The 24829-nt window shown below is 71.0% G+C and carries 22 protein-coding genes; 10 read left to right on the forward strand and 12 right to left on the reverse strand.

Translation table 11 applies throughout. From position 1 onward, the window contains the following. Positions 1–2: 2 nt before the first annotated feature. The 4 genes from HDC36_RS13130 to sufT form a co-directional block, all read right to left on the reverse strand. Positions 3–1706, reverse strand: a complete 1704-nt coding sequence (locus HDC36_RS13130; RefSeq protein ID WP_179568148.1) for a S8 family peptidase — start codon at positions 1704–1706, stop codon at positions 3–5. A 385-nt stretch (positions 1707–2091) separates the two neighbouring features. Next, the gene (locus HDC36_RS13135) at positions 2092–3855 is read right to left on the reverse strand and encodes a S8 family peptidase (protein ID WP_179568150.1); all 1764 of its coding nucleotides are present in this window, start codon (positions 3853–3855) and stop codon (positions 2092–2094) included. Between the two features lie 584 nt (positions 3856–4439). Next, a complete protein-coding gene (locus HDC36_RS13140; RefSeq protein ID WP_179568152.1) occupies positions 4440–5540 on the reverse strand; it encodes a branched-chain amino acid aminotransferase in 1101 nt (366 codons plus the stop codon). A gap of 101 nt (positions 5541–5641) precedes the next feature. Continuing rightward, positions 5642–6193 (reverse strand): putative Fe-S cluster assembly protein SufT, encoded by a 552-nt coding sequence (gene sufT, locus HDC36_RS13145; RefSeq protein ID WP_179568154.1) that lies wholly within the window; start codon positions 6191–6193, stop codon positions 5642–5644. Positions 6194–6299: 106 nt separating this feature from the next. Between sufT and HDC36_RS13150 the strand changes: the two genes are divergently transcribed. Further along, positions 6300–6719 carry a hypothetical protein gene (locus HDC36_RS13150; protein ID WP_179568156.1) on the forward strand — a complete coding sequence of 140 codons (420 nt, stop codon included), beginning with the start codon at positions 6300–6302 and terminating at the stop codon, positions 6717–6719. A 101-nt stretch (positions 6720–6820) separates the two neighbouring features. Here the strand turns inward: HDC36_RS13150 and HDC36_RS13155 are convergent, their stop codons facing one another. Genes HDC36_RS13155 through HDC36_RS13165 form a run of 3 tightly spaced genes read right to left on the reverse strand, consistent with a single transcriptional unit; the run spans position 6821 to position 9059 of the window. Then, entirely contained in the window at positions 6821–8269 is a 1449-nt protein-coding gene (locus tag HDC36_RS13155; protein ID WP_179568158.1) for an NAD(P)(+) transhydrogenase (Re/Si-specific) subunit beta, read from the reverse strand. Next, positions 8266–8763 (reverse strand): hypothetical protein, encoded by a 498-nt coding sequence (locus HDC36_RS13160; protein ID WP_179568160.1) that lies wholly within the window; start codon positions 8761–8763, stop codon positions 8266–8268. Before HDC36_RS13160 ends, HDC36_RS13155 begins: the two co-directional genes overlap by 4 nt. Beyond that, positions 8760–9059: an NAD(P) transhydrogenase subunit alpha gene (locus tag HDC36_RS13165; RefSeq protein WP_145705660.1), complete on the reverse strand. Its 300-nt coding sequence runs from the start codon at positions 9057–9059 to the stop codon at positions 8760–8762. The genes HDC36_RS13160 and HDC36_RS13165 overlap by 4 nt, the downstream gene beginning before the upstream one ends. A 169-nt stretch (positions 9060–9228) precedes the next feature. On the opposite strand from HDC36_RS13165, the gene HDC36_RS13170 reads away from it, so the two are divergent. From HDC36_RS13170 to HDC36_RS13180, 3 genes are read left to right on the forward strand one after another with little or no spacing between them, the layout of a single operon-like run. Continuing rightward, on the forward strand, positions 9229–9810 hold the full coding sequence (locus tag HDC36_RS13170) for an RNA polymerase sigma factor (protein WP_179568162.1): 582 nt from the start codon (positions 9229–9231) through the stop codon (positions 9808–9810). Between the two features lie 38 nt (positions 9811–9848). Further along, positions 9849–10205 (forward strand): hypothetical protein, encoded by a 357-nt coding sequence (locus HDC36_RS13175; protein ID WP_179569385.1) that lies wholly within the window; start codon positions 9849–9851, stop codon positions 10203–10205. 5 nt (positions 10206–10210) lie between these two features. After that, positions 10211–10699, forward strand: a complete 489-nt coding sequence (locus tag HDC36_RS13180) for a DUF3106 domain-containing protein (RefSeq protein WP_179568164.1) — start codon at positions 10211–10213, stop codon at positions 10697–10699. 465 nt (positions 10700–11164) lie between these two features. Here the strand turns inward: HDC36_RS13180 and HDC36_RS13185 are convergent, their stop codons facing one another. From HDC36_RS13185 to HDC36_RS13195, 3 genes are all read right to left on the reverse strand, one after another. Next, positions 11165–12244, reverse strand: a complete 1080-nt coding sequence (locus HDC36_RS13185; protein WP_179568166.1) for an NAD(P) transhydrogenase subunit alpha — start codon at positions 12242–12244, stop codon at positions 11165–11167. A gap of 233 nt (positions 12245–12477) precedes the next feature. Continuing rightward, positions 12478–14808, reverse strand: a complete 2331-nt coding sequence (locus HDC36_RS13190; RefSeq protein WP_179568168.1) for a DUF1631 domain-containing protein — start codon at positions 14806–14808, stop codon at positions 12478–12480. Positions 14809–15031: 223 nt separating this feature from the next. Further along, complete coding sequence (locus tag HDC36_RS13195) at positions 15032–17272, reverse strand: DUF1631 family protein (RefSeq protein ID WP_179568170.1); 2241 nt, start codon at positions 17270–17272, stop codon at positions 15032–15034. A gap of 155 nt (positions 17273–17427) precedes the next feature. Between HDC36_RS13195 and HDC36_RS13200 the strand changes: the two genes are divergently transcribed. From HDC36_RS13200 to HDC36_RS13225, 6 genes are all read left to right on the forward strand, one after another. Further along, positions 17428–18003, forward strand: coding sequence for a nitroreductase (locus tag HDC36_RS13200; protein ID WP_179568172.1), 576 nt, complete (start codon positions 17428–17430; stop codon positions 18001–18003). Beyond that, positions 18000–18923 carry a 5'-3' exonuclease H3TH domain-containing protein gene (locus tag HDC36_RS13205; RefSeq protein WP_179568174.1) on the forward strand — a complete coding sequence of 308 codons (924 nt, stop codon included), beginning with the start codon at positions 18000–18002 and terminating at the stop codon, positions 18921–18923. Before HDC36_RS13200 ends, HDC36_RS13205 begins: the two co-directional genes overlap by 4 nt. A 454-nt stretch (positions 18924–19377) precedes the next feature. Continuing rightward, a complete protein-coding gene (locus HDC36_RS13210; protein WP_179568176.1) occupies positions 19378–19929 on the forward strand; it encodes an NUDIX hydrolase in 552 nt (183 codons plus the stop codon). Positions 19930–19936: 7 nt separating this feature from the next. Then, positions 19937–20722: an N-formylglutamate amidohydrolase gene (locus HDC36_RS13215; protein ID WP_179568178.1), complete on the forward strand. Its 786-nt coding sequence runs from the start codon at positions 19937–19939 to the stop codon at positions 20720–20722. A 77-nt stretch (positions 20723–20799) separates the two neighbouring features. Then, entirely contained in the window at positions 20800–21693 is an 894-nt protein-coding gene (locus HDC36_RS13220) for a transglutaminase family protein (protein ID WP_179568180.1), read from the forward strand. A gap of 15 nt (positions 21694–21708) precedes the next feature. Beyond that, entirely contained in the window at positions 21709–22764 is a 1056-nt protein-coding gene (locus tag HDC36_RS13225; protein ID WP_179568182.1) for a hypothetical protein, read from the forward strand. 142 nt (positions 22765–22906) lie between these two features. Here the strand turns inward: HDC36_RS13225 and pip are convergent, their stop codons facing one another. Together pip and prmC are read right to left on the reverse strand one after the other, a co-directional pair. Beyond that, complete coding sequence (pip, locus tag HDC36_RS13230) at positions 22907–23848, reverse strand: prolyl aminopeptidase (RefSeq protein ID WP_179568184.1); 942 nt, start codon at positions 23846–23848, stop codon at positions 22907–22909. A 128-nt stretch (positions 23849–23976) separates the two neighbouring features. After that, entirely contained in the window at positions 23977–24810 is an 834-nt protein-coding gene (gene prmC, locus HDC36_RS13235) for a peptide chain release factor N(5)-glutamine methyltransferase (RefSeq protein ID WP_179568186.1), read from the reverse strand. Positions 24811–24829: the final 19 nt, after the last annotated feature.

A 24829-nucleotide genomic window follows, 5' to 3' on the forward strand; every position in this document is an offset into this window, starting at 1 on the left:
CCCTAGTAACTAGCGGTCACGCCTACCCCGGCCACCGAGGTCACCGCCTTCACCCGCACGTAGTAGGTCCCGGCAGGCAGGTTGAGCGTGCAGCTCTCGGCATTGGCCGTCGCGATCGACCTGCAGCCGTAGACGGTGTCGGTCGGCAGGCCGCCAGCGCGCAGATACAGGTCGGCGTTGCCGGTACCGCCGGCCAGGGCCAGCTTCAGCCAGGGCGTGCCGGCCGGCACGGTGACCTGGTAGTACAGCGAAGTCCCCGCCTTGAGCGCCAGGCTGCCCAGCGGCACGCCGCGGACCAGGGTCTGCGCCTTCAGCGTCGCCGCCACCGCCGCGCCGGCATTGACCAGGCCCGCGCCGCAACCCAGCGTGCAGGCCACCGGCAATGCACTGGCGGTCGCCTTCAACCGCGCTTCCAGTTCCGCCGGGGTCAGCGGGTTCAGCGCTGCCGACAGCACCAGGGCGGCCACGCCGGCCACATGCGGCGCCGCCATCGAGGTGCCGCTATAGGATGCGTAGCCGGCCGCGGCCGGCGCCAGGGTGCCGGTGTTGAGCGTGGACAGGATGCCCTGTCCTGGCGCGGCGACATCCACGCCGGCGCCATAGTTGGAGAAGCTGGCGCGCGCGCCGGCGGAGGTGGTCGCGGCCACCGCGATCACGTTCGGGCAGTTGGCCGGCACGCTGCCGGCGACGTTGCCGTTGCTGTTGCCGGCAGCCACCACCACGCTGGTTCCGCGTGCCACGGCGGCGGCGATGGCATTGGCCATCGTCGCCGAACAGGTGCCGCTGGCGCCCAGCGACAGGTTGATCACCTGCGCCGGGGTTGGATTGGCGGGAACGCCGGCGACGCTGCCGCCCGACGCCCAGACGATGGCATCGGCGACATCGGACAGGTAACCGCCGCACTTGCCCAGCGCGCGCACCGGCAGGACCTTGGCATTGAACGCAGTGCCGGCCACGCCGGCGGCGTTGTTGCTGACCGCGGCGATGGTGCCGGTGACGTGGGTGCCATGCCAGCTGGAGGATGCGCCGGGCGTGCCGGCACCGCAGGTATTGGCCGGATAGCCGTCGCCCGGATCGGCCGCATTGGCATCGCGGCCGCCGCCGTCGCCGGCGACCAGCGGGGCGCTGATGAAGTCGTAACCTGGCAGCACGTTCGCGGCCAGGTCCGGATGCGCGGTGATGCCGGTGTCGATCACCGCCACCACGACGCCCTTGCCGCTGGCCACGTCCCAGGCGGGGCGCACGTTGATCGCTGCCGAGGTGGTGCCGAACGCCCACTGCTGTGACAGGCCGGGGTCGTTCGGGACCAGCGTCGGCCGCAACAGCAGGTCGACCTCCACGCTCTTCACCGCCGGATCGGCGGCCAGGCGGCGCATCAGCGTCTCGGCCTCGACCCGGTCCAGCGCGCGATCGGCACCGACCACATCGGCGCCGGTCGCCAGGCGCCGCAGCGAGGCCAGGCCGAGCGCGCGGCCGCGCCGCGCCGGCAGGATGCGTGCCGCGTCCGCCAGCGGTGCCGTGCGCGCCGACAGCGCGGGACGGGCGCCGTCGCGGTAGGTGACGATGAAACGCTGCGGATTCGGCGTCGAGGCCAGGCCCTGCAGACCGATCTCGCCGGCGGCGGCAGCGCCTGCGCAGGCCGCCAACGACAGGATGGAGACGATCGCAGCGCAGCGGGCACGGCGAGACATTGCATGCTTGGACATCGGACTCCCCCCTGTGGCGCATGGCGCAGTCGGCCGTGCCTGGCGCTGGGCGGACGCCGCCAAGCGCGCTTGGGCCGCGACGGCATCGCCGCCGCAGCCGGTGAAGACGGTCCTGCATCCTCCATATCGGCGCTGGCTGCAGCCGGCGCAGGGGAACGTGCTGCCAATGTGCCGATCTGTGACAGCAGGCCACCCGTGTTGCGGACTGCAGAAGCAGATCTCCGCGCAACGGCGACGGCGACGGACGCCGCGCAACAAAAAACCCCGCGCCGGGGCGCGGGGCTGTCGCATCTGCAGCGTCCAGGGCGTCCTGCCCTGCCGATCCGTTCGGCATTCGCGGCGTACGCGGCGCCGCCGTCCAAGCGAGCGCCGCGCCGCGTGCGGATCAGTAGTTCGCGGTCAGGGTGACGCCCGAGAACGTGCTGTACGCCTTGAGCCGCACGTAGTAGGTGCCGGCGCTGGGCGCGTTGAAGGTGCAGGTCTCGTTGTTGCCGTTGAGATACGGGCGGCACCCATAGGTGCTGTCGGTCGGCGCGCTGCCCAGGCGCACGTACAGGTCGGCATCGCCGCTGCCGCCGGAGATGGTGACGGTCAGCGAACTGACGCCGGACGGCACCGTCACGGTGTAGTTCAGCTCCGAGCCGCTGCTGGCGCCGAGCCCGGTGACCGGCACGCCGTCCTGCAGCGTGTTGCCGGTGGGGGGCGTGGTGGTGCCGCCGCCCAGCGCAGCGGTCACCGCGGCATTGGCGTCGAGCAGGCCGGCGCCGCAGCCCTGCGAGCAGGAGAAGCTGGCCGCGGTGCTCTTGATGGTGCTCTCCACCTGCGCCGGGGTCAGCGGGGACGGCGCGACCGACTGCATCAGCGCGACCACGCCGGCCACGTGCGGCGTCGCCATCGAGGTGCCGTTGTAGGACGCGTAGCTGGCATTGCCCGGGGTGGTGGTGCCGTCGTTGAGCGTGGACAGGATGCTCGAGCCCGGTGCGGAGATGTCGATGCCGGTGCCGTAGTTCGAGTAGCTGGCCTTGGCGCGCGAGGAGGTGGTCGCGGCCACCGCGATCACGTTGGCGCAGTTCGCCGGCACCGAGCCGGAGACGTTGGCGGCGCTGTTGCCGGCCGCCACCACCACGGTGGTGCCGCGGCCGACCGCACCGTTGATCGCGTTCTGGTAGGTGGTCGAGCAGGTGCCGCTGCCGCCCAGCGACATGTTGATCACTTCGGCCGGGGTGGTGTTGGCCGGCACGCCGCTGACGGTACCGCCGGAGGCCCAGGTGATCGCGTCGGCGATGTCGGAGGTGTAGCCGCCGCACTTGCCGAGCACGCGCACCGGCAGGATCTTGGCATTGAAGGCGGTACCGGCCACGCCGGTGCTGTTGTTGGTCACCGCGGCGATGGTGCCGGCCACGTGGGTGCCGTGCCAGCTGGAATTGGACGCCGGCGAACCGGAGTAGCACTCGTTGGCCGCGGCCCAGTCGCCTTCGTCGGCCGGATTGCTGTCGCGGCCGTTGCCGTCGCGCGCGTCGGCGGCGACGCTGATGAAATCGTAGCCCGGCAGGACGTTGGCGTTGAGATCGGGATGGCTGGTGATGCCGGTATCGATCACCGCCACGACCACGCCGTTGCCGGTGGCCTGGTCCCAGGCCGGACGCACGTTGATGCCGGCGGTGGTGGTGCCGAAGGCCCACTGGTTGGACAGGCTGGGATCGTTCGGGGTCAGCGCGATGGTCATGCGCTGGTCGACTTCGACGTACTCGACATTGGGGTCGGCGGCCAGCTGGCGCATCAGCGTCTCGGCCTCGGCGTGGTCGAGCGGCCGGTTGGACTGGATCACTTCCGGGCCGACCGCCAGGCGGCGCAGGCTGGTCAGCCCCAGTGCGCGGCCGTTCTTGGCCGGCATCGCCGCGGCGACCGACTGCAGCGTCGCGCGCAGCGAGGCCGAGGTGGCGGCGGCGGACGTGCTGGCGACGCCGACGGGGGCGGCATCGCGGGTCTTGACGATGAAACGTTGCACGGTCGGCTCGGCGTTCAGGCCGGAGAGGTTGACGTCGCCGGCGAATGCCGGGGTCGCCAGCAACAGCGAAGTCAATGCGGACGCTCCCAGCACGATCAGCCAAGGACGCTGGCGCGAACCACGTTGCGAAATTTCGGACATTCGGAACTTCCTTTTCGTTGATTGCCACCTGACGGCGATTTTTCGCGCTGCGGAGGCCTAAACAGGCACTGAATCCGAGTGCAGCGCGACTCCCAGGCCGGCCCCCTGTTGCCAGCCGTTCATCGGACGCTATCCCAATACAGACGCGTATGGACCAACTTTTGATCGTCCAAAATTCATAAGCGTGACGGTTGTCAACATAAAGACGGGCTGCGCTTTATCTTTTTGCGACACGAAGGCAATGACGATGACCCGAGAAGACAGTCCCGGGACATTTTTGCGCGGCGCGGGCATGGTCACGCGCCAATGCAGACAGCCGCCCATCCGTAGAAGCGGGTGCGCTGAACGGCGGCAGGGCCAGCGAACGCCCTGCGCAGCGGTAGCGCCGGGTCGCGGCGCGCATTGGGGACGTCGCGGCGATGCGCGGCCGCACGCGCCGGGCGGTGTGCCGGGGCGGGCCTACGGGCCGCCCGTGGCACATCCGGGAACGGACGACGTCCCCGGGGATCGAAGCTGGGCGCAGCCTGCGCCACGCCCAGCTCGGCGCCCGCCAGCAGTGCCGGCGGGCGGGAGAACGCCTGGACTCAGCCCAGCCGCAACAGCCAGCCGTGGCGGTCGGCCACGCGGCCGTACTGGATGTCGGTCAGTTCCTGGCGCAGCGACAGGGTCACCGGGCCGGCCGGTGCGGTCAGGTCGCCGACCTCGAAATCCTTGCCCTTCAGCTGCCCGATCGGGGTCACCACCGCGGCGGTGCCGCAGGCGAAGACCTCGGCGATCGCGCCGGAAGCCACGCCGTCGCGCCACTCGTCGATGGTCACCTGGCGCTCGACCACCTGCATGCCGCGATCGCGCGCCAACTGCAGGATGCTGTCGCGGGTGATGCCCTCGAGGATGCTGCCGGACAGCGCCGGGGTGACCAGGCTGCCGTCGCGCATCACCAGGAACACGTTCATGCCGCCCAGCTCTTCCAGGTACTTGCCCTCGACCGGGTCCAGGAACAGCACCTGCGAGCAGCCCTGCGCCTGCGCCTGCTGCTGCGGCAGCAGCGAGGCGGCGTAGTTGCCGCCGCACTTGGCCGCGCCGGTGCCGCCCTTGGCCGCGCGCGCGTAGTCGGTGGACAGCCAGATCGCCACCGGCGCCACGCCCTTGGCGAAGTAGGCGCCGGCCGGGCTGGCGATGACGTAGTAGCCGGCCTTCTGCGCCGCGCGCACGCCCAGGAACGCCTCGTTGGCGATCATGAACGGACGGAAGTACAGGCTGGTCTCCGGCGCCGACGGCACCCACGCGGCATCGACCGCGATCAGCTGGCGCAGCGATTCGACGAACAGCTCCACCGGCAGCTCCGGCAGCGCCAGGCGCTGCGCCGAGCGCTGCAGGCGCTTGCCGTTGGCGTCAGGGCGGAAGGTCCAGATCGAACCGTCGGCATGGCGATAGGCCTTGATGCCCTCAAAGATCTCCTGCCCGTAGTGCAGCACCGAGGCGGCCGGATCCAGCGCCAGCGGGCCGTAGGCGCGCACCTGGGCGTCGTGCCAGCCCTGCTCGCGGTCCCATTCGATGGCGACCATGTGGTCGGTGAAGTAGTTGCCGAAGCCCGGCGCGGCAAGGATCTGCGCGCGCGCGTCGGCGCTGCGTGCGGTGGTGGACGGGATCAGGCGGAACTGCGAAGACGGCTCGGTAGCGGACACCGGGGTTTCCTGTGGTAGTCGAGGGACGGCCGTGCCGCTGCATCATCGAAGCGCAGCGGCGGCGCCTTGTCCCGGCCCCAGGTCGCGCAGTCGCGCGCGGGTCAGAGCATGCCGGTTTCGAGGCGGGCGGCCTCGGACATCATATGCCGGCCCCACGGCGGATCGAACACCAGTTCGACATCGGCCTCGGCGATGGTCGGGATCAGCTCCAGCTTGCTGCGCACGTCGTCGACCAGGATGTCGCCCATGCCGCAGCCCGGCGCGGTCAGCGTCATCTTCACCTCGACCATGCGCTGGCCGTCCTCGCGCGGCTGCATGTCGACTTCGTAGACCAGGCCCAGGTCGACGATGTTGAACGGGATCTCCGGATCGAAGCAGGTGCGCAGCTGTTGCCAGATCAGCGCCTCGACCTGCTCGTCGCCGGCGCCTTCCGGCAGCTCCAGGCCCGGCGGCGGTTCCTTGCCGATCGCGTCGCCGTCCTTGCCGGCGATGCGGAACAGGTTGCCTTCCACGAACACCGTATAGCTGCCGCCCAGCGCCTGGGTGATGTAGCCGTAGCTGCCGGCCGGCAGGGTGACCGCGTCGCCTTGCGGCACCATCACCGCCGCGCAATCGCGTTCGAATTGGACAGGTTCGCTGCTGCGTGAGTACATGGGGGCGATATGGGGGCTGGCCCCGCCGGTGCAAGTCGTCCAGTTTATCCGAGTGCGCGGCGAACGCGGCGAAGGGTATCCTGTACGGATTCTCCGGGAACATCGCATGCCGCCCTCTTCCACGCCGGCCAGGACTTCGCACTGGCTATGGCCCTTGCTGCTCTGCCTGGGCTGTTTCACCGCCCTGATCGCCTGGATGCTGGTCGCGCTGAGCCTGGGCCACCAATCCGGCTGGATGGCGGTGCTGGTGGCGCTGGAGGTCGCGTGGATGCTGCGCCTGGGCACGCTGCCGCGCGGCAAGCTGCGCATCGCCGTGGCGGTGCTCGCCACCGCGCTGGTGATCGTCGCCGCCAACTGGGGCATCGCCGCCGCGCACGTAGGCGCCGGGCTGGGCCTGGATACCTGGGATTCGTCGCTGAAACTGGGCGCGCGCTACGCGTGGACGCTGACCGTGCTGGCCAACCGCCCCGGCGACGTGCTGTGGCTGGGCATCGGCCTGGTCGTGGCCTATTTCAGCGCGCGCTGAAGGCAATGGTCGCGGCTGAAGCCGCTCCTACAGTGTTCCCGCAAGCCCTGTAGTAGCTTCAGCCGCGACAGCATCCATGGGCGCCGATCGCCGGCGCCGGTTCAATGCCCGCCGTCGAGCGCCTTCAATTCGCTGACCAGCGCGCCGGCCGCCTCGGCGCCGTCGCCGTACAGCATGCGCGTGTTGTCGGCGTAGAACAGCGCGTTCTCGATCCCGGCGAAACCGGTGCCCTTGCCGCGCTTGATCACCACGACGTTCTTGGAATTGACCACGTCCAGGATCGGCATGCCGTAGATCGGGCTGGCCGGATCGGTCTTGGCGACCGGGTTGACCACGTCGTTGGCGCCGATCACCAGCGACACGTCGGTGCTGGGGAACTCGGGATTGATGTCGTCCATGTCGGCGATCAGGTCGTAGGGCACACCGGCCTCGGCCAGCAGCACGTTCATGTGCCCGGGCATGCGTCCGGCCACCGGGTGGATCGCGAACTTGACCTTGACCCCGCGCTCGATCAGCCGCTGCGCCAGCTCCCAGATCTTGTGCTGCGCCTGCGCCACCGCCATGCCGTAGCCGGGCACGATCACCACGCGTTCGGCGTAGGCCATCATCGCCGCCACGTCGCCGGCCTCGATCGGCTTCTGCGCGCCGCTGATCTCCTGCGCCTGGCCGCCGCCGCCGAAGTTGGAGAACAGCACGCCGCTGATCGGCCGGTTCATCGCCTTGGCCATCAGCCGGGTCAGCAGGATGCCGGCCGCGCCGACCATCATGCCGGCGATGATCAGCGCCTCGTTGCCGAGCACGTAGCCTTCGAACGCGACCGCCAGGCCGGTGAAGGCGTTGTACAGCGAGATCACCACCGGCATGTCGGCGCCGCCGATCGGCAGCGTCATCAGCACGCCCAGCGCCAGCGCCACCGCGAAGAAGGCGACGATCGCCACCGGGCTGAGCCCGATCGCGGCCCAGGCGCCCAGGCCCAGCATCGCCACGAACACCAGCAGGTTGAACGCCTGCTGCCCGGGGAAGGTGACGCGCTTGTCCAGCCGCCCGTCGAGCTTGGCCCAGGCGATGACCGAGCCGGACAGCGAGATCGCGCCGATCGCCGAGCCGACGATGGCCAGCGCCAGCGTAGTCGCATCGGGCTGGCGCGCGGCCAGCGCGGCGATCGCGCTCTCGCTCCAGTGCGAGGTGTCGCGGTGCGCCAGGAACGAGAAGCGCAGCAGTTCCACCGCGCCGATCGCCGCGGCCGAGCCGCCGCCCATGCCGTTGTACAGCGCGACCATCTGCGGCATGTCGGTGATGGCGACCTTCTTGGCCGAGATCCAGGCCGCGCCGGTGCCGATCACGATCGCCAGCAGGATCAGGGTCAGGTTGTGCAGGCCGGGCAGCAGGAACGTCGCCGCGGTCGCCAGCAGCATGCCGAAGCCGGCCCAATGGATGCCGCTGCGCGCGGTCTTGGGCGAGGCCATGCGCTGCAGGCCGAGCAGGAACAGGGTGGCGGCCACCAGGTAGCTGGCCTTCACCAGCCAGGACAGTGCTTCGGCGGTGCTCATGCGGGTTCCCCTGCCAGCGGCGCTGCGGCATCCGGCTGACGATCCAGGCGATGGTGCTCGAACATCTCGATCGCGGTCTTCAGCAGCCCCACCATGCCCAGGCCGAACGCGACCAGGCCCAGCGACAGCTGGTTCAGCGCGGTGGTGCTGGCCAGGTAGGCGCCGACCAGACCGATCACGACCGGCAGCAGCGCCTCGATCGACAGCAGCCACAGCATCAGCCGGCCTTTGCGCGGGTCCTGCCAGACCCGGTGAGAGATCTTGTTCTGGGTGCGGGTGGGGTCCTGCAGCGAGGACAGACCCACGCCCACGCCGGCGTAGAGCAAGGCGTAGTTCCAGTCGTCGAACATGCCGACCATGCCGGCGAACAGCGGCTTCACCGCGTAGACCGCGGCCACGATCAGCGCCGGATACTGCAGGTAGCTCAACAGTTGGAACCAGACCCTGGCGCCTTGCGGGCGCGCCGCGACCAGCGCCGGCTGCGCGGCGCTCATGGCTTGTCCCCCGGCTTCTTGGAACTCTTGAACATCTCCAGCATGCGCTCGGTGACCACGTAGCCGCCGGCGGCATTGCCGGCACCGAGCAGCACCGCGAGGAAGCCCACCGCCTTCTCCAGCGTGGTGTCGGCATGGCCGAGCACCACCATCGCGCCGATCAGCACGATGCCGTGGATGAAGTTGGAACCGGACATCAGCGGGGTGTGCAGGATCACCGGCACCCGCGAGATGATCACATGCCCGGCGATGGCCGCCAGCATGAAGATGTACAAGGCCACGAAACCGTCGCTCATTCCGCTTCTCCCGGGCGCCGCGCCCGACCGCCGCAATCATAACCGGGTGCTGAATCGGTGGGCGATGGCTGTCTGCGGCGGCAAGCGGCGGCGAACGGGGCCGTCGCCAGGTCAACCCCGGCGGCGGCAACGCGTTATCCACGGTATCCCCGCGCCAGGAAGCTAAGCTGTGCTGGTGAGCACGCCCGCCCTCGATCCCCCGACGACCGACCTCGACAGCGAAGACGCCGCGCGTCCGCTGCCGGCGTCGCTGGACGCGTTCCTGGCCGAGATCGGCCCGCGCGCGTTCCGCTTCGCCGAGGCCGGCCTGCGCCAGCGCGAGGATGCGCTGGATGCCGTGCAGGACGCGATGATCAAGCTGCTCGCCTACCGCGAGCGGCCGGCGCAGGAATGGACCCCGCTGTTCTGGAGCATCCTGCGCCGGCGCATCATCGACCTGCAGCGCCGCCGCGGCTTCCGCCTGCGCTTCTGGGCGCCGGCCAGCGAGTACGGCGAGGACAGCCAGCCGGACTGGGCCGACGAAGGCCCGACGCCGGCGCAGCGCCACGAGCAGCGGCAGACGCATGCGCGCCTGGTCACGGCGTTGCGCGCGCTGCCGGCGCGGCAGCGCGAAGCCTTCACCCTGCGCGTGCTCGAGGAGCTGGACGTGGCCACCACCGCACGCGCGATGGGCTGCTCCGAAGGCTCGGTCAAGACCCATCTGTCGCGCGCCCGCGAGGCGTTGCAGAAACTTCTGGAGGACGTCCGGTGAAACCCGACACCACACATTCGGCCGCGTTCGACGCGCAGATGCGCCGCGCGCACCAGGCCTCGCTGCAGGCGTTGCCGGCACCGACCCTGGCGCGACTGCGCGCCGCCCGCCACGCCGCCAGCCGCCCCCACGCCGCGCCGGCGCGACGCTGGGGCTGGCTGCTGGCGGCGGCCCCGGCCCTGCTCGGCGCCACCTTCGGCATGCATCTGCTGCTGCGCCCGGCGCTGCCCGTCGCGGTCCAGGCGGCGAGCGTCGCCGGCGTTCCCGCCGCGGCCGCGGTGTCCGCGAGCGTCGCCGCGCAAGGCGACGGCGACGACGCCGTGGCCGGCCTGCTCGACGAAAACCCCGACCTGTATCTGTGGCTGGGTTCCGATACTTCGCTGGCGATGGAATGAACACGATGAACCGCTTGATCCGCATGTCCCTGGCGCTGGCCCTGCTGGCCGGGGCCACCCCGCTGGCGACGTTCGCCGCGCCGCCACCGCCACCGCCACCGCCGGCGGATACCGACGCCGATGCGGGTCCGCCGCTGCCGGACTGGGAGCACCTGAGCGCGCAGCAGCGCGAGCTGCTGATCGCGCCGATGCGCCAGCGCTGGAACGATGCGCCGCAGCAGCGGCGCAGGATGTTCGAGCACGCGCAGCGCTGGCAAAGCATGACCCCCGAGCAGCGCGAACGCGCGCGCAAGGGCGCGCGCCGCTACGAAGACATGACGCCGCAGCAGCGCGAAGAGGCGCGGGTCCTGTTCGAACGCATGCGGGCGCTGCCGCCGGAGCAACGCAAGGCGCTGCGCGATCGCTGGGAAGCGATGACCCCGCAGCAGCGCGACGCCTGGATCAAGGCCAACGCCAGTCCGGACACCAGCAGGCCTGTGCCGGGTTCCAGGTGACCGTCCCGTAAGCGCGTCGAGGCGGCGGCGCTTTTCTATCGCTGTCTAAACGCTGCCGTCGCGACTGGGGCCGGCCTGGAGCATCGATCGCGACGCGGCCGCCGATCGAATCCGTCGCGACGCAACGCCAGGCTGCGTCGCACCACCGTCAGAGGCGGAAATGCGCCGGCGCAGGGCCTTGCTCGGAGACTTTGCAGGGGTGGGCGCGCTTCCCGGCGGCCACCGAGCGATCATTCGGGACTGGCGTCATCGGCAATGCCCGTCGCGACTGAAGTCGCTCCCACAGTTGGCTCCCGCAGCTCGCCCACCGCCTGCAACTTGCAGCTGGCCGTTGCCTCATTGGGGCCGGCACGATGCGGGGAATGTCGGGAGACAACGCTCTGGCAGCGCCGGCACCTGTCGCATCGGCGCGCGGCGTCGGTGCCGGCCGCCGTGGCAGGCGCGGCACGCGGCCGACAGCACCGATCAACCGGTCCAGCGCGTCTTGGCCAGCAACTCGTCGTCCCAGTCGTAGGCGATCGCGCCGTCCTTCAGGAACAGCGCGACGAAGTTGTAGACGTTGCGCGCATACATCTCGCTGGCGTGCACGGCGCCCATGCTGGCCAGGTCGAGCGGGCCGGCGACGACCACGCCGGCGTGCTCGATGGTGTCGCCGGGGCGGGTCAGTTCGCAGTTGCCGCCGGTCTCGGCAGCCAGGTCCACCACCACGCTGCCTGGCTTCATGCCCTCGACCATCGCCGTGCTGAGGATCTTCGGTGCCGGCCGCCCGGGTACCGCGGCGGTGCAGACCACCACGTCGATGCCTTTCAGGTGCTCGGCCAGGCGCCGCTGCTGCTCGGCGCGCTCCTCCTCGGTCAGCTGCCGCGCGTAGCCGCCCTCGCCCGCCGCGCTGACCCCCAGGTCGAGGAACTTGCCGCCCAGCGATTCGATCTGCTCGCGCGTCTCCGGACGCACGTCGAAGCCTTCGACCTGCGCACCCAGGCGCTTGGCGGTGGCGATGGCCTGCAGGCCGGCGACGCCGGCGCCGACGATCAGCACCTTGGACGGGCGGATGGTGCCGGCGGCGGTGGTCAGCATCGGGAAGAAGCGCGGCGCCAGCTGCGCGGCGATCAGGGTGGCCTTGTAGCCGGCCATGCCGGCCTGCGAGCTGAGCACGTCCATCGCCTGGGCGCGCGTGGTGCGCGGCAGCCGTTCCAGCGGGAAGGCGACCAATTGCCGCGCCTGCATCGCCTCGGCGCGCGCCGGGTCGGCCTGCGGCTGCAGGATGCCGACCACGCCGGCGGCGGGCTTGAGCTGGTTCAGCGCGACGACCGGCAACGGCTGCACGCACAGCACCAGGTCGGCCTGCGCCGGGGTCGCGGCATCGGCGAGCTGCGCGCCTGCCGCGAGATAGGCCGCATCGACGAAGCCGGCGGACACGCCGGCGCCGGGTTCGACATGCACCTGCGCGCCGAGCGCGACCAGCTTCTTCACCGTCTCCGGCGTCGCCGCCACGCGGCGTTCGCCGTGCGCCGATTCCTTCACCACCAGCACCTGCACTGCCATGCGATTCCCCGTGCGTTGCCCGCCCTAGTCGGCGCCGATGCTACAGGGTCCGCGCGGCGATGGCAGCGCCGGGCGAGCGGTTCGCAGGCGGTTTTTGCAGGAGCGGCTTCAGCCGCGACGGCATTCCCGGGAACGCCCGGTCGCGGCTGAAGCCGCTCCTACAAGGGCATGCACCGCGCGCAGAGCCTGGGAAGGCGGCGAGACAGAATCTATCCGTCTCCTGCCAACGGCCCTCAATGCAGCGTCGCGTTCTGCGGATCGAGCCGGTCGATGACGCCCTGCATCGCGCTGTCGAACGCGCCATCGTTGATATGGCTGCGCAGCCGGCCCAGCCGCACCATCACCGCCAGTTCCTCCGGCGAGGCCACGCAGAAGCGCACGCCGCGGCGGTTGACGAACAGCAGCCGCGCCGAGATCGGGCTCACCCACGACAGCTTGCCGGTCTGCACCTTGCCGTCGCGGTCGATGAAATCCAGCCAGGTGCCGATCGCCATCTTGCGGAAGCGGTCGGCATCGGCGTTGTCGAAGTCGTCCACGGTTTCCGGCGTGGTCAGTTCCACCGGCTGCGCCTCCTGCACCGGCGGTTGCGGCAGCGTCACCTGCGGCAGTTCCGGCAGCGGGCGCTCCAGTTCCGGACGCAGTTCGGCGACCGCCTGCAGCGTGTCGTGCAGCACGTTGATCGCCGAAGCGGCGGCCTCGGCATGCAGGCCGACGCTGGCGAAGACCTTGGTCAGCGGTCCCTGCCAGGCCTGCAGCCAGGGCTTGCCGACGATGTGCCGCTGCGCCTCGGCCGCTTCCTCGAGCAGGCCGTCGGCCAGCGCCAGCGCGTCGCGCACGCCGGCGCCGTCCTCGCCCTCGCGCAGCACCGCCATGGTCAGATGGTGCTGCCACGGCTGGCGCAGGAAGTCGTCCAGCGCCCGCGGCAATTGCCGGCCCTGCAAGCGCGCCTGCAATTCCGCCTCGGCGCGCTGCCGCGCCAGTTCCAGCTTTTCCTGGCCGCGCTGGGTCTCGGCGGCGCGGCGCTCGGCGATCTCGATGCGGCGCCGGTGCTGGGCCAGGAACTCGCGGAATTCCTCTTCCAGGGTCAGGAAGATCGCCAGGTTCTCGTTGAACTCGGCGACCAGCCGCTCGATGATCTCCTCGACCTTGCCCATCAGCACGCGCTCGGCCGGGCTCTCGCCGGTATTGCCTTCGCAGGCCTCGGCCAGCGAGTTGAGCAGGCGCCGCGCCGGGTGGGTCTTCTGCACGAACATGCGCCGGTCCAGCAGCGCGACCTTGACGAACGGCACCACCAGCCGCCCGATCAGCTCGCGCGAGCGCCCTTCCAGGTCGCGTTCGTCGAGCATCACGTCGAACAGCATGCCGACTAGGTCGATCGCGTCCTCGTCGACCGGATCCAGCCGCGCATGCGCCGGATCCACGCCGAACTGGGTGGCGTTGGACAACACCTCGCTCTTCAGCCGCTGCGCCAGCGATTCGCCGTCGTCGCCGATCGCCGCGCGCAGCGTGGCGCTGGGCGTGGCCTGCAGCAGCGACAGCACCGAGATCATTTCGCGCTGGCTCAACGAGCGCTGCTGGCCGACCGCGGCGCTGGCCGCGGAGGTGGCGTTCTCGCGCACGCTGCGGGTCTGCTGCAACAGTTCGTGCAGCGCCTCCAGCAACACGCCCTGGCTGCCGCCGGGCAGGTTGGCGCCGGCCTCGGCGTAGCCATCGGTGGCCTGCAGCCGGCCGCGGCTCTCGGCCCAGCGATTGACGAAGCGGCTGGCCCAGGCCGGCGCGTACTGCTCGTCGTACTCGCCCGCCTCGCCGGCAGCGCCGCCATCCTCGCCGAACCCGGGGGTGTCGCCGCGTGCCTGGCGCTCTTCCGGCGGCGACGGCGCGCGGCGCGGCGGCGGTGGCGGGCGCGGCCGCGAGATTTCCGGCATCACCCCGGCCCGCGCCAGGCTGTCGTCCAGTTCCTGGTAGAGCTTGCCGATGCCGCCGGTGAGGTCGCGCTCGCACAGCTTGATCAGCACCAGCCGCACTTCCGGGGCGAAATCGCTGGTGGAGAACGCGGCATGCACCGCGACGCCGATGTGTTCGGGGCCGACCGGATTGGTGTCGGCGTCCAGTTCCAGGCCGCCGGCGATCCAGCCCAGGCGGCGGTCGATGCGGCTGAGCACCGGTTTCCATTCGCGCAGCAGCACGCTGGCCAGGTTGCGCACCGCCAGCCGCGATTCCAGTTCGTGTTCGGACACCAGGCTCAGGCCCTGGCCGTAGCCGGCCAGCGCCACTTCGGCCGACAGCGGCGCGCCGGCTTCCAGCGCCTGCCAGGCCTGGTCCAGTTGCGCACGGAAGCGCACGCCGATTTCGTCGCGGCGGCGGCGCAGCTCGCGCATGCCGTCCAGGAACAGCAGCTGCGAGGCGCCGGCGCTCTCCGCACGGTCGAACAGCACGTCGTCGAAATGCGCCAGCGCGGCAGCGAACGCCTGCCCCAGCACCGGCAGCATGCCGTCGCGCGCCTGCATCAGCAGATGCGGGTCGCGCGCGGGATGTGCGTGCGGCGAGCTGGGGCTGAAACTCATGCGCGAAGGCTCCGCGCCGGGAGCGGCGCTAGGAAAAGAGTAAAAGGAAGTCGAACGGACACGGCCCCTGTTTCCGCCTCTGCATGGTAGGCAAGGTACCTGAACAGCAACCGTGACGCGCTACACATTTTACGCTCCGGAACGTGACCTCGTCCGTCATCCTAGGCGGTCTTTACGTAACGTCACCTGCAAGACCGTGCGAAACGCGCCTACCCAGGCGCGTTCAGGCCGCGACCGCGACCCGTTCCAACCGGTCCACCGCACCCTGCATCGCGCTGTAGAACGCATCGTCATCGCGATGCAGGCGCAAGCGATCCAGCTGCACCATCATCGCCAGCGCCTCCGGCGAGGCGACGCACAGGCGGCCGCCGCGGCGGTTGACGAACATCAGCCGCGACGAGATCGGGCTGACCCAGGACAATTTGCCCGGCTGCACGCGCCCTTCGCGATCGACGAAGTCCAGCCAGGTCCCCATCGCCAGGGTGCGGAAATACTCGGCGGTGGTGTGGTCGAAATCGGCCGCCTGCGCCGGCTCGGGCAACGCCGGCACGGTCTCGGCCGCCGGCGTCTCGGCAGCGGCCGGCGCGGGCGCAGGTGCCGGCGCCTGCAGCGGGCGCGCATGCGCCACATCGTCCAGGGCCGCCTGCAAGCCCAGCCAGGCGGCGTCGGCGGCGGCCGCATCCAGGCCGACGCTGGTCCACAGCCGCAACAGCTCGGCGCGCTGCGGCTGCAGCCAGCCGCCCGCCGGCACGCCGCCGCCGGTCTGCGCCTGGCGGCACTGCGCCAGCACCGCGTCGCCGAGCGCCAGCGCCGCGCTCACCGCCGCGCCATGGCCGTCGTCGCGCAGCGCCGACTGCTGCAGGTACTGGCACCACGGCTGGCGCAGGAAGGTGTCGATCGGCAACGGCAAGGCCGCACCGTCCGCGTCGCCCTGCACGCGTTCGTCCACGGCCTGTGCGGCCAGGCGCCGTGCCTTGTCGCGGCGTTCCTCGGCGCGCTGCAGCTCGGCCGCGCGGCGCTCGGCGATCTCCACCCGGCGCCGGTACTGCTCGTAGGCGCTGCCGAATTCCGCCTCCAGGGTCAGGAACACCGCCAGGTGCTCGTCGAAATCGCTCACCACCCGCTCCACCACCGCCTGCGCCTGCGCCTGCAGCACCTGCTCGATCGCGCTGTCGCCGGCATTGCCGTCGCAGGCATCGGCCAGCAGATTGAGCAGGCGCCGCGCCGGATGCCCGTCGCGCACGAACAGGCGGCCGTCGATCAGCGCCACCTTGGCCAGCGGCACCAGCATCTGCCCGAGCAGCTCGCGTTGCGCCGGTTGCAGCACGCATTCGTCGAGCATGACCTCGAACAGCAGGCCGACCAGGTCCAGCGTGTCCGCATCGGCCGGCTCCAGGCGGGTGCTGGCCGGATCCAGCCCCAGCGACGCGCCGATCGCCACCACCTGCCGGCGCAGCCCCTGCGCCAGCGATTCGCCGTGTTCGGCGATCGCGGCGAAGCCGGCCAGCGGCGTGGTCTGCAGCAGCGACAGCACCGACAGCAGTTCGCGCGGCGACAGGCTGCGGCGCGCATCGTCGGCGGGATCGGGTGCGACCGGCTGCGCTTCGTGCAGCAAGGCGCGCAGCGCCGGCGGCAGCACCTCATGGTCGTCGCGGGCATGCGCGTCCAGCACGCGCGCCGCGCGCCGCTGCGCGGCCGACAGCGGCGCGGCGGCATGCCAGCTCTCGAAGAAGCGGCTGATCCAGTCCGGCGCCGCTTCGTCGCCGCTGGCGCCGTTGCGCGGGATGGCGCGGCGGCGGGTGCGCCCCATCGGCAGCGAACGCGCCCGCGCGACCTGGTCCAGGCGCTGCTCCAGCCGCGCGTACAGCTCGCCGACCCGCTCCTGCAGTTCCTGCTCGCAGATCTTGACGATCGCCAGTTGCACCTGCGGCGCCAGCACCAGACCGTGCAGCGCCGCATACACCGCCGCACCGATATGCTCGGGGCCGAACGGGTTGTTGTCGGCATCGATGCGCTGACCGCCGGCGATGAAACCGAGGAACCGGTTGAGCCGCATCAGTTCCGGGCGCCAGCGGTGCTGGATCGCGCCGGCCAGGTTGCGCACCGCCAGGCGCACGTCCAGCTCCTGTTCGGAGACCAGGCTCAGGTCGCCGCGCTCGCGCGCCAGGGTGCGTTCCACCGACAGCGGGCGACCGGCTTCCAGGGCCTGCCAGGCCTGCGCCAGGTGCCCGCGGAAGCGCGCCGCGATCGGCTCGCGCTGCTGCCGCAGCAGCTGGATCGCCTCGAAATAGTCGTTCTGGGTCGGCCCCGCGCGCTCGGCCATGCGGAACAGCGCATCGGCGAGCACGTCCAGGACCTCGCCGAACGCCTCTGCAAGCGGCACCGAGACCACGTCCCGGACCTGGTCGAGCAGGTCCGAATTGCGGCTGGGCAGCAGCTCCTCGGCATATTCGGCGATTGTCATGGCAGTGTGATACGCAAGCGCAAGTGAGACCGACGTCAATTCGGAAGTTAGCGGCAGATCGAGGATGAAGCTTGACTCTCCGTGTAACCGCGGCATCCGCTGCCGCTTTTGGGCACGCGACTATAATTCGGCGCCCGCCCCACGGAATCGAGACTATGCGCACACTTCATTCGCTGCAAGCGCTGGATGAGCGCCGTTCGGTGCCGTCCAAGCAATTGGGCGAGCCGGGACCCGACGCGGCGACCCTGCTGGCGATGCTGCGCTCGGCGGTGCGCGTGCCCGATCACGGCAAGCTGGTGCCGTTCCGGTTCCTGCGCATCGCCGGCCAGGCGCGCCTGGCGCTGGGCGACTTCCTTGCCGAGCGCACGCTGCAGCGCGACCCGGGCGCCCCGCCCGCCGCGGTGGAGAAGGATCGCGAACGTTTCGCGCATGCGCCGCTGGCGATCGCGGTGATCGCGCGGCTGCAGCGCGAGGAAAAAGTGCCGGAAATCGAGCAATGGCTGACCGCCGGCTCGGTCTGCTTCGCGCTGCTGCAGGCGGCGCAGGCCTACGGCTTCGGCGCGCAGTGGCTGACCGCCTGGATGGCCTACGACGACGCGGTGGCGGCGCGGCTGGGCCTGGCCGAGAACGAGCGCATCGCCGGTTTCATCCATATCGGCACCCCGCGCATGCAGGTGCCCGAGCGCGAGCGTCCCGATCCGCAGCAGCTGCTGAGCGATTGGACGCCGTGAACGCAGCGGCGCCGACGCGGCCGCTGTACCTGGTCGATGCCAGCCTGTACGTGTTCCGCGCCTGGCACTCGATCCCCGACGAGTTCCAGGACGCGCAGGGCTGGCCGACCAACGCGGTGCACGGCTTCGCCCGCTTCCTGCTCGACCTGCTCGAACGCGAGCGCCCGCAGCACATCGCGATCGCCTTCGACGAAGCACTGGACAGCTGCTTCCGCAATCGCCTGTATCCGGCCTACAAGGCCAATCGCGCGCCGGCGCCGGACGCGTTGCGGCGCCAGTTCGCGCACTGCAAGGCGCTGTGCGCGGCGCTCGGCCTGGGCGTGCTGGCGCACCACGACTACGAGGCCGACGACCTGATCGGCAGCGCCCTGCACAGCATGCGCGGCGCCGGTTTCCACGGCGTGATCGTGTCCGCCGACAAGGACCTGTCGCAGTTGCTGCTGCTCGACTTCGACGAACAGTGGGACTACGCGCGCGGCCAGCGCTGGGGCATGGCCGGGGTCAAGGCGCGGCACGGCGTGCACGCGCACCAGATCGCCGACTACCTGGCGCTGACCGGCGATGCGATCGACAACATTCCCGGCGTCACCGGCATCGGCGCCAAGTCCGCGGCGATCCTGCTGGCGCATTTCGGCGACCTGGACACGCTGCTGGCGCGGATCGACGAAGTGGCGTTCCTGCGCCTGCGCGGCGCGGCGCAGATGGCGGTGCGCCTGCGCGAGCAGCGCGAGCACGCGCTGCTGTGGCGACAGCTGGCCACCATCGCACTGGACGCGCCGCTGCATTCGGCCGCACCGGGCTTCGCCCGCGGCCAGGCCGACGCCGACATGCTGCACGGCCTGTGCGAAGCGCTGCGCTTCGGCCCGCTGACCCGGCGCCGCTTGCTGCAGGCGGCGGGGCTGGACGGTCCCGTCGGCTAGGCGTCGGCGCAACGCGATACGGATGACGCGCTTGCAGAGCGACGCCGGATGGTCTCGGGCCGTCGCCAAGCGACAAGCGTGTTGACCTCGGCGAGGTCGGGGCTGAAGCCGCTCCTACAGCGCACCCAGCAGGCGTGCCGCAAGCCCCTGCAGGAGCGGCTTCAGCCGCGACGAACGGAGCGGTGGACCTCCGCGGCTCCAGTCAGGCCCACCCACAATGCACCCGACAGCTCGCCGCAAGTCGCGGTAGACGCGGCTTCAGCCGTAACCAACGGAGCGACGCCCGTCGCGGCGTCGGAACCGACGCACCTGGCCTGCGGAACCGCTCCGAAAACCTGCAAACCCACAAACGCACGCGCATCATCGCGACACCGATGCCTCTACACTTCAGGACAGCCGGGTTGCGCGCCGACGCGGCCACGCCTTCTTCTTCCGAACCGAGCGAACGCTACCCATGACCCGCCACGATTCCCCGCCCCGCATCGTCTACGAAGGCAAATACCAGCGCATGGTGGTGCGCGGCACCTGGGAGTATTCCGAACGGGTGCACGCCGGCGGCCTGGCCGCGATCATCGTCGCGGTGACGCCGGACGACGAGGTGCTGTTCGTCGAGCAGTTCCGCGTGCCGCTGCAGGCGCGCACCATCGAGATGCCGGCCGGGCTGGTCGGCGACATCGACGCGGGCGAATCGATCGAAGTGTCGGCGGTGCGCGAACTGGAGGAAGAGACCGGCTGGACCGCCGACCACGCCGAGGTGCTGATGATCGGCCCGACCTCCTCCGGCGCCAGCAACGAAAAGGTCGCCTTCGTCCGTGCCAGCGGCCTGCGCAAGGTCGGCGACGGCGGCGGCGATGCCAGCGAGGACATCACCGTGCACACGGTGCCGCGCGCCCGCGCGGCGGCCTGGCTGGTGCAGAAGATGGGCGAAGGCTACGAGCTGGACGCCAAGCTGTGGGCCGGGCTGTGGATGATCGAGCACCAGTTGGACGGCACCCCGCGTGGCTGAGCCGACGATGCACGCGGATGCCGCGCCGTCCCTGCTCGGCGCCGGCGATCCGCCGCCCTACACCGTGTACCAGGCGCACGGCCGTTCGCCCTACCTGCTGATCGCCGACCACGCCGGGCAGCGGGTGCCGCAGGCGCTGGCCGACCTGGGCCTGCCGCAGCGCGAACTGGACCGGCACATCGGCTGGGACATCGGCATCGCCGGCGTCACCGCCGACCTGGCGCAGGTGCTGGACGCGTTCGCGATCGTGCAGACCTATTCGCGGCTGGTGATCGACTGCAACCGGCCGCTGTCGGCGCCGGGTTCGATCGCCGAGGTCAGCGACGGCACCGTGGTGCCGGGCAACCAGGGGCTGGACGCCGCCGCGCGCGCGGCGCGCGTCAGCGCGATCTTCACGCCCTACCACGCGCGCATCGCCGCGGAACTGGACCGGCGCCGCGACGCCGGCCTGACCACCATCCTGATCGCGATGCACAGCTTCACCCCGGCAATGGCGGGCGAGTCCCGGCCCTGGCATGCCGGCGTGCTGTACCAGCGCGATGCGCGCTTCGCGCAGGCGCTGCTGGCCGAACTGCGCGCCGAGCCGGGCCTGGTGGTCGGCGACAACCAGCCGTATTCGGTCAGCGACGCCACCGACTACGCGATCCCGGTGCACGCCGAGGCGCGCGGCCTGGCGCACGTGGAACTGGAGATCCGCCAGGACCTGATCGCCGACCGTGCAGGACAGCGGCAATGGGCGCAGCGCTTGCTCAGCATGCTGAATCGGTTGCAAGCTGCCTTCACACCGGGCTGAGCGCAGGCTGCGCACTCTCGGTGCATCGCCGTCCAATCGGACGCCCCCTCGCTGCATGCACCGGACCCCCTGCCCCCATGCTCATCCGCCTCGGCTACGAGATCCGCTACCGTTTCCTGCAGCCTACCCCGGTGCTGGCGATGCTCGACATCCACGACAGCCGCCGCACCGACATCGTCGTGGCCACCGCGCTGCAGACCGAGCCGGCGATCCCGCTGCGCGGCTATCGCGACCAGTTCGGCAACAGCTGCACGCGCATGCTGGCCCCGGCCGGCGTGCTGACCCTGCGCGCCGACGCGGTGGTGCGCGACAGCGGCCTGCCCGACCAGTACCGCTACGACGCGCCGCAGACCCCGGTGGAGCAGCTGCCGGACGACACCCTGATGTACCTGCTCGGCAGCCGCTACTGCGAGACCGACCTGCTCAGCGGCATGGCCTGGGACCTGTTCGGCAGCGCGCCGACCGGCTGGGCGCGGGTGCAGGCGATCTGCGACTACGTGCATGCGCAGATCGAATTCGGCTACGAGCACGCGCGCCCGACCAAGAGCGCGGCGCAGGCGCTGCAGGAAGGCCGCGGCGTGTGCCGCGACTTCGCCCACTCGGCGATCGCGCTGTGCCGCTGCATGAACATCCCGGCGCGCTACTGCACCGGCTACCTGGGCGACATCGGCGTGCCCGCCTCGGCCGCGCCGATGGATTTCTCCGGCTGGTTCGAGGCGTTCCTGGACGGGCAGTGGTACACCTTCGATGCGCGCCACAACCTGCCGCGCATCGGCCGGGTGCTGATCGCGCGCGGCCGCGACGCCGCCGACGTGGCGATCAGCAACACCTTCGGCTACAACACGCTGGAATCGTTCGTGGTGTGGACCGACGAAACCGACCAGGCACGGCTGGATCCGCGTCCTGCCAGCGCCGCGGGGGTCGCCGGCAACGGCGCTGCGGCGCTGCGGACCGAGGGACTCTACCTGTAGGGCGGTTTCGCCCAGATGCGGCCGCATCCCGCAGTGGCTTGCGGGATCGGCGCAGTGGTCGCGACGGGCTGCATCGACAGCGTCCGGCGCAACCGGTGGCCCGAAACCATCCCGGCGGTCGCGCCTTCGGGAACATGGGGCCAGGCGCTGGACGGGCCGGCCGTTTGTGGGAGGGACTTCAGTCCCGACTGCAGCGAACCGCCAGGCTTCGGTCGCCATTTCATCCGCCCGCCGGGAACCTTCCCCGAAACGGCACCATGGTCCCGCGGCGAAAAGGAAGCGGCGCGCGCTGCGTGGCCGGCGGCGACACACCACGGCAAGAGCGCGCGAACGCCGCGCCGTAGCATCGTCGGACTCGTTGCCAGTCGGAGTCTTGCCGTGCCCGTTCGCCGTCGCTGTCCCCCTCTTCTGCTGCTGGTGCTGATGCTGCAGGTCCCGGCGTTCGCGCAACAGGTCGCCACCGACCCGCCGACGCAATGGCAAGCCGACGCCAAGGCCAACAAGAAAGCCGCCAAGCAGGCAGAAAAGGCCGCCGAGCGCGCGGTGCCGCGGCAAACGGCCGCCGCCGGCGGACCCGCGCCTGACGGCGAAGGCCCGGGCGGTGGTCAGGGAGGCCCGGGCGGTCCAGGCGGCGAAGGCGGCCCGCCGGGCGCCCCCCCCGGCGGTGGATCCGGCACACGCCGCGCCAGCGGTCCGCTGCAGATGCTGCGTCCGGAGATGGACTTCGCCGCGCCGTTGACCGATACGCTGCTGCTGTACCGCACCCGCGAATCGGTGGTGTTCGGCCGCCCCGGCAGCAGCGACGTGGTGATCCTGCCGCTGTCCGGCGCGCACGTGCAGATCGCGCCCGGCGTGCAGGCGCTGCTGCACGACAACCCCGACGGCATGGTGGTGGAAATCAGCACCAGCAACGGCATCCGCGTGTCCTACCGCTACACCACCGATGCGCAGGATGCGGACAGCCTGCGCGTGCACATCCGCGCCGAAGGCCATGCCGAATCGCAGCGCGGCGGGGTGTTCGAGGTCGATCGCGTGTACCACCGCGGAAACGCCGCAAAACGAAAGGGTTGAGCCGCGTCGCGGCGCCTGCAACGCCGGCGGCGCGCAGGCGCAAGCCGATCGCGGATGCCGCGCAACCTGGCCCGATCCAGGCCCACGGCGTGGACGTTGCCGCATGCCGTACGCCGCGGGTGCGGCGCACGGCATCCCCGCCTCAGGCGAAGGCGTCGGTGGCGCGCACCAGGGCGTCGACGTTCTCGACCTCGAACGCGGAATGGCCCGCGCTCGGGGTGATCTCAAGCGTCGCCTTAGGCCAGGCCTTGTGCAGCTCCCAGGCGCTCTGCAGCGGGCACACCACGTCGTAGCGGCCCTGCACGATCACCCCCGGGATGTCGGCGATCCTGCCGGCGTCGCGCAGCAACTGGTCTTCGACCTCGAAGAAGCCGCCGTTGACGAAGTAGTGGTTCTCGATGCGCGCGAACGCCAGCGCGAACTGCGCGTCCTCGTGGCCGCTGACGAAATCCGCGTCCACGTGCAGGAAGCTGGTGGCGCCTTCCCACACGCTCCACGCGCGCGCCGCGGCCAGGCGCGTGGCCTGGTCGTCGCTGGTCAGGCGGCGATGGAACGCGGAGATCAGGTCGGCGCGCTCCACCGGCGGAATCGCGGCGACGTAGTGCTCCCAGGCATCGGGGAACAGCCGGCTGGCGCCTTCCTGATAGAACCACTCCAGTTCCCAGCGGCGCAGCATGAAGATGCCGCGCAGCACCAGCTCGGTGACGCGCTGCGGATGGGTCTGCGCGTAGGCCAGCGCCAGGGTCGAACCCCAGCTGCCGCCGAACACCTGCCAGCGCGCGATGCCGAGCGTCTCGCGCAGCGTCTCGATGTCGGCGACCAGATCCCAGGTGGTGTTGTCGACCAGGTCCGCATGCGGGGTGGAGCGGCCGGAGCCGCGCTGGTCGAACAGCACGATGCGGTACTTGGCCGGATCGTGGAAGCGGCGCATCTTGGCATTGCAGCCGCCGCCCGGCCCGCCGTGCAGCAGCACCACCGGCTTGCCCTGCGGGTTGCCGCACTGTTCGTAGTACAGCGTGTGGCGGGCGTCCACCGGCAGCATGCCGCTGTCGAACGGTTCGATCTCGGGATACAGCGTACGCATGGCGGCTCCTGCTCGAAAACGGTGCTTGAAAACTGGATTTTACCCGCGGATGGCGTGGCCCTGCGGCGTGCGCCGTCGCCGTTCGCTCACGCCGGCTTCCGGCGCAGACATGGTTGGCGGCGCGCGCCTCAGCCAGCCGGCCAACATCCCAGGCTGACCCGGTCGCGCGCTTCCAGATCCTGGTAGGTGGCCACGGCAGCGAAGCCGGCATCCGCCAGCAGCGCGCGCACGCCCTCGCCCTGCTCCCAGCCGTGCTCCAGCAGCAGCCAGCCGCCCGGCAACAGATGCGCCGATGCGCCGGCGACGATCAGCCGAATGTCGTCCAGCCCGTCGGCGCCGGACGCCAGTGCGCTGGCCGGTTCGTAGCGCAGGTCGCCCTGCGCCAGGTGCGGGTCGCCGGCGGCGATGTAGGGTGGGTTGCTGGCGATCAGGTCGAAGCGCTGACGGGCCAGCGGCGCCAGCCAGGGACCGTGGGCGAAACGGACGTTGTGCAGGCCGTGCGTGCGCGCATTGGCTTGCGCCACCGCCAGCGCCGCGTCGCTCAGGTCGGTGGCCAGCACCTGCGCCTGCGGCCGTTCGCTGGCCAGCGCCAGCGCGATCGCCCCGCTGCCGGTGCCCAGGTCGGCGGCGCGGCGGCCCGGCGCCGTGTCCAGCCGCTCCAGCGCCAGTTCCACCAGGCGCTCGGTGTCCGCGCGCGGGATCAGCGTGGCCGGGCCGACCGCCAGGTCCAGGGTCCAGAAGCCGCGACGGCCGGTCAGATAGGCCACCGGTTCGCCCTGCGCGCGCCGCGCCAGCAGGGCATCGAAGCGCTCCGCCGCCGCCGTGGGCAACGGATCGCGGGCGTGCGCGAACAGCCAGGCGCGGTCGCGCTGCAGGGCGTGGATCAGCAAGGCTTCGGCATCGGCGCGGTCGATCCGCGCGCTGGCCGCGCGCAGCAGGGACTCGGGGGTGGGGGCGTTCATCGGCGTCACGATGCCGCAG

Origin of the sequence: Xanthomonas sp. JAI131 (assembly GCF_013410075.1) — a bacterium.
In the GTDB taxonomy this organism is placed as follows: Bacteria; Pseudomonadota; Gammaproteobacteria; order Xanthomonadales; family Xanthomonadaceae; genus Xanthomonas_A; species Xanthomonas_A bonasiae.